The organism is Rhodococcus sp. BP-261 (assembly GCF_019835205.1).
Lineage (GTDB): Bacteria > Actinomycetota > Actinomycetes > Mycobacteriales > Mycobacteriaceae > Rhodococcoides > Rhodococcoides kyotonensis_B.
This window is the reverse complement of the sequence record NZ_JABUCO010000049.1, coordinates 1-4,761: the sequence shown is the minus strand read 5'-3', so window position 1 is coordinate 4,761 and position 4,761 is coordinate 1. Positions and strand designations below refer to the sequence as shown.

Sequence of the window (4,761 nt, the reverse complement as noted above, 5' to 3'; positions counted from 1 at the left end):
GAGCGAGTCTGCCCTCGAATCGGATGGCGTGCCGGTGCGGCCACAACGGGGGTCAGTTCATGGTGAGATCGTTTCGGCTGCAACGGGCGAGGCGGCGATCGTGCACCTGATGCTATTCGGCATCCTTTGGCATCAATGTTGTGCAGATCACACTCCAGTGGGCTCAGCACGACCTGTGAACGCGGAACGCAGCGGGCTCGATCTCCTCGGTGTCGTTCGATGGCTTGAATGCGTCCCCGGTCCAGCCGGCCCGATCACTCCTCGGACTCGTCTTCGCCCTCCGCCTGACTGGTTTGCAGTTTCGCCTTGTCGGCGAGCATGTGCGGATCCGAGTCGGGATCCTGGTCGGGGTCGTAGCCTTCGGGCCGGTCGGGTTGTGTCGCGTCTGTGCTCATACTGCGGCGATACCCGGACGACCCCGATCGAATCCTCGGCCTATCGCCTTCGCGTCGGTCAGGCCGCTTCCATACACGAGAGCGCCGGTTCCACGATCGTGCGAAGCTCACCGCCGAGCGGGACCAGAAAGTCACTTCTGACCAGGAAGGAGTATGCACCTACTCCCGAGGTTTCGTTCTGCACCAGCACAAGTCCGTCGTCCCGTACGTCTCGAACGATGACGTCGACGGGAATCGAGCCGGGTGTGAAGGTACAGCGGTCGCCAACGTGCATTGCAGACCTGTACCCCGCCCCCGCACACTTCACACCTTCACCGTTCGGCCAGAGTTCCCTCGGGCACACACGGACGAGAACCCGACCTAACGGACGCCTGCGTCCGCCGAGCTGAATTCGTCGTACCGCAGAACGGCCGCGACGCCGTCTTCGGGCGTGAACCGTTCGTCCGTGCGCACGATCGACGCACCCACTCGAACAGCAGCCGCGACCACTGCCTCGTCGGCCGGAACGGTCTGTGCGTCGGAGGCGCCGTACTCGGACAAGGCGTCGACGTCGGCCGCGACCATCCCGTCCGCCGAGACCACAGTCCGTTGGCCGAGATCGCCCACGATGAGCGTGTCCACGTTGCCCGATCGCAGAGCGGAGGACACACCTTCGACGCCCTGCGCCGCTCGACCGGTGCCCTCGTACTGATGAAACCGCTGGACAGCTGCATCCACCGCCGCCAGGCGACGTCGTGCGAATTCCTCGTCGATCTTGTCCCGGGTCGCCTGCGTACCGGCGCCTGCGGAACGAGAGGCGCCGTCGATGGTCACCGTACGCTCCCGGACTCGGTCGGCCACGTGTTCGAGCAACTCTGCTCGTGCTCGAGCGTCGCCACCGACAAACACGACTCCGACGTCGTACCTGTCGACCGCTGTGTCCAACTCGGCGGCGACAGCACGGAGATTCTTGCGAGCAGCCTCTTCCGCCCGTGGTTGTGGGTCGCCGTAGCCTGCCGTTTCTGCACTCGACGCCTTGTGCACCGGATAGCCGTCGCCGTCGACGGACGTCGTCCACGTTTCCCCGTCCTCCGAGTGCAGAGTCAGATCCGCGCCTTCGTGGTCGACGAGGGCAACCGCGTACGCGACGGATTCGACGCCGTGTTCGACGATGGGAACGAGATAGGGCAGGTCCGACACGCGTACTTCGGTTTTCACGGCGGGACGTACGAGATGCTCGTCCACGAGCACTCCGTTCCGACCGGCGATGACAACGCGGCCGCTGGGCCCGGACGGTGGGGTGGCGACGGTCATGGCGGTCTCGATCGCGCCGGTCAGGGAGGCGTCGGCGCCACGCTCTTCGAGTTCTTCGACCACCGCACGGGCGGTCAACTCGGCAACGGCAGACGCGTCCTCGGAGGTGTGCGTGTCGTCGTAGTACACGGTGGCGAACGGTCCCGGCTCGTCCACAAGCGCCCGAAATCGATGTGTCTGCATGGGTGTCACTCCTTCACGAACGTATGCAGTGCTCCCTCTCGGGTGCCCGACTCGCGCCCAGGCAAACCCTGGGTGTCAGGCCGGACGTCGTGAATGTTTCTCATCGATCTTTCGAATCAGATCGCGATTTCTCCACCCCGATGCCGACGGGCGGTTAGGTTGCAAGTGTGGCTGAGCGCGGGGCAGAACCGAAGGTCTCACTGTTGCGCCGGACGGCGCTGCGCGCGGTCCGGCTGCTGTTCAATCCCCTACGGCCGGACGACTATCTATCCCTCATCAACCCGCTGTGGACGACGCGGGAGCTGCGTGGGCAGGTCGTGCGCATTGCTCCTGAGGGTTCCGACGCGGTGTCGGTGTACATCAGGCCCGGGTTCGAGTGGACCGGTCACATTCCCGGCCAATACGTTCGTCTCGGGGTACTGATCGACGGGCGCTACCACTGGCGTGCGTACTCGTTGACGTCCGATCCCGATCCCGTGGACGGCCTCGTCAGCGTCAGCCCGAAGCTGGTTCCCGACGGCACCGTGTCGCCGTACCTGGTGGGAACCATCAGGACCGGGGACATCGTTCGCCTCAGCGAAGTGGAAGGCGAGTTCACCCTCCCGGATCCGCTTCCGGACAAGATGGTCTTCATCAGTGCGGGCAGTGGAATCACGCCCATCATCAGCATGCTGCGCAGTTTGGATCATCAGGACCGGATCTCCGACGTCGTCGTCGTTCATTCGGTGCACAGTCGCGAACAGCTCATGTTCGCGGACACCCTCGAAGAATTGGACGCTCGACACGACGGACTGCGCCTCGAACTCCGCATCACCAGCGACGAGGGACGAATGAAGGCGTCGGAACTGGACCAGCTGGTTCCGGATTGGAGGGAGCGCGAAGCATTTTGCTCCGGACCGGGCGAACACCTGGAGGATCTGCGGTCCTACTGGAAAGAGCAAGGTGATCCCGACCGGTTCCATCACGAAAGCTTCCAGCCCGTCATCGGCGGTGACGCCGGCGACGGTGAAGGCGGAACGGTCCGGTTCCTCAACAGCGACAAGGAGGTCGAATGCGATGGCGGCACGACCATCCTCGCCGCGGGAGAGAACGCAGGCCTGGATTTGACCTTCGGCTGCAGGATCGGCATCTGTCACACGTGTGTAGGAACTTTGAAATCCGGACGGTTACGAGACCTGCGCAACGGGGAAGTCTCGGAGCCGACAGGACAAGCGGTTCGCATCTGTGTGAACACGGCAGAAGGCGATATCGCCATCGAACTCTGAACTTTGCACGACACCGAAGGGAACACTTGTGAGCATCGACCATGCCCCCCGAACCGAACCGGTCAATCCTCTCGCGCATCTGAGCGACGAGACCATCGCCGAACTGGCCAAGGAATTCGACGCGATCCACGACGAGGTGTATGCCAGCCTCGGCGCGAAGGACCGCAAGTACATCACGTCGGTCATCGCGGCGCAGAGGCAACTCGTCGCTGCCGGCCGTGTGCTGTTACTCGGATCGACGAGCAAACCTGCGTGGGTCGCGGGAACCGCATGCCTGGGCGTCGCGAAGATTCTCGAGAACATGGAGATCGGCCACAACGTCATGCACGGACAGTGGGACTGGATGAACGATCCGGAAATCCACTCGTCCGTGTGGGATTGGGACACCGCGTCCACTTCCGAGTCGTGGAAACACTCCCACAATTTCGTGCATCACACGTACACGAACATCCGAGGCAAGGACAAAGACCTCGGTTACGAAATCATGCGGATCGACCCCAACCAGAAATGGCATCCGGTCTATCTTTTTCAGCCGTTCTACAACGTGCTGCTGATGGCATTCTTCGAATGGGGTGTCGCTCTGCACGATTTGGACATCGAGGCCATTCGACGCGGTGAGAAACCGGCGAAAGACGTCCTCCACGATCTGAAAGGCATTGCGGGCAAGGCACGACGTCAATTCGTCAAGGACTACGTGGGCTGGCCGGTCATCAGCGCGGGAGCTTTCGCCCTCGCCCAGCTCGCCAGCGGCGGCCGCCTGCGCGAGAGCAAGAAGTCGAGACTCGCTGCGCGACTGCGGAATTCGTCGACATCATCAGGCGTGTCGAAACTGGCATCGCTGTTGGACAAACGGTTCAGTGGCGTCGAGAGCACGTTCCTGTCCACACTTACGGCCGACTTCACCGCGAACATCATTCGGAACGTGTGGGCGCACGGCATCATCTTCTGCGGCCACTTCCCCGATCAGGCGTACACCTTCAGTCAGAAAGAGGTGGAGAACGAGACGCGTGGTGGCTGGTACGTGCGTCAACTCGTCGGCGCGGCCAACATCGACGGCGGTCCCCTGTTCCACTTGATGAGCGGAAACTTGAGCTATCAGGTCGAGCACCACCTCTACCCCGACATGCCGAGCACCCGTTACTCGGAAGTGGCGCCGAAGGTGAAGGACATCTGCGAGCGATACCAGTTGCCCTACAACACCGGACCGCTGATGCAGCAGTGGGGCATGGTGCATCGCACCATCGCGCGACTCGCGTTCCCCGGTGGGAAAGCCCGTCCGAAGCCGGGTCCGTACCGCCCCGAGGAAGCGTGGCGACGCAAGTTCAGTGAGGAGCCGGGCGAAAGCGAGGCCGCCCGGTCCCGCAGCCGCGTCCCGGCCGGCCATCCGGATGCAGGCCCCGAACATTCGTCCGGGGGCGTCGACGTCGAGCCGCCGCCGCGGGGCGACGACTGACGGCGACACAGGCGTTCACGTCATGCCACCAACGGGGCTCCGGTAGCGGCTCGGACCTGTTCCTCGGTGATTCCGGGTGCGGTTTCGACGAGCCGGAGTCCGCCCTCGGTGACGTCGAGGACGGCCATGTCGGTGATGATGCGCTGTACGCATCCCTTGCCGGTCAGCGGAA

Annotated in this window: 4 protein-coding genes and 1 pseudogene; 2 read left to right on the top strand and 3 right to left on the bottom strand. The window is 63.3% G+C overall.

Features of this window, described 5'->3' with window-relative positions; all coding sequences use genetic code 11:
- Positions 1–254 precede the first annotated feature (254 nt).
- Together HQ354_RS25385 and HQ354_RS25380 are read right to left on the bottom strand one after the other, a co-directional pair.
- Entirely contained in the window at positions 255–395 is a 141-nt protein-coding gene (locus HQ354_RS25385) for a hypothetical protein (RefSeq protein ID WP_167674217.1), read from the bottom strand.
- 360 nt (positions 396–755) lie between these two features.
- Entirely contained in the window at positions 756–1,871 is a 1,116-nt protein-coding gene (locus HQ354_RS25380; protein ID WP_167677683.1) for a hypothetical protein, read from the bottom strand.
- A 167-nt stretch (positions 1,872–2,038) separates the two neighbouring features.
- Here HQ354_RS25380 and HQ354_RS25375 point away from each other — a divergent pair, with 167 nt between their 5' ends.
- Both HQ354_RS25375 and HQ354_RS25370 read left to right on the top strand, forming a co-directional pair.
- The gene (locus tag HQ354_RS25375; RefSeq protein WP_068421095.1) at positions 2,039–3,136 is read left to right on the top strand and encodes a ferredoxin reductase; all 1,098 of its coding nucleotides are present in this window, start codon (positions 2,039–2,041) and stop codon (positions 3,134–3,136) included.
- A 34-nt stretch (positions 3,137–3,170) separates the two neighbouring features.
- Complete coding sequence (locus tag HQ354_RS25370; protein WP_157105205.1) at positions 3,171–4,589, top strand: acyl-CoA desaturase; 1,419 nt, start codon at positions 3,171–3,173, stop codon at positions 4,587–4,589.
- 20 nt (positions 4,590–4,609) lie between these two features.
- On the opposite strand, the pseudogene HQ354_RS25845 reads toward HQ354_RS25370, so the two are convergent.
- A pseudogene (locus HQ354_RS25845) lies at positions 4,610–4,761 on the bottom strand (succinyl-CoA--3-ketoacid-CoA transferase); the annotation flags it as partial.

Bases quoted from the DNA above. Each gene is read 5' to 3' on its own strand.
- HQ354_RS25385 (WP_167674217.1), bottom strand. From the start codon at position 395: ATGAGCACAGACGCGACACAACCCGACCGGCCCGAAGGCTACGACCCC.
- HQ354_RS25380 (WP_167677683.1), bottom strand. From the start codon at position 1,871: ATGCAGACACATCGATTTCGGGCGCTTGTGGACGAGCCGGGACCGTTC.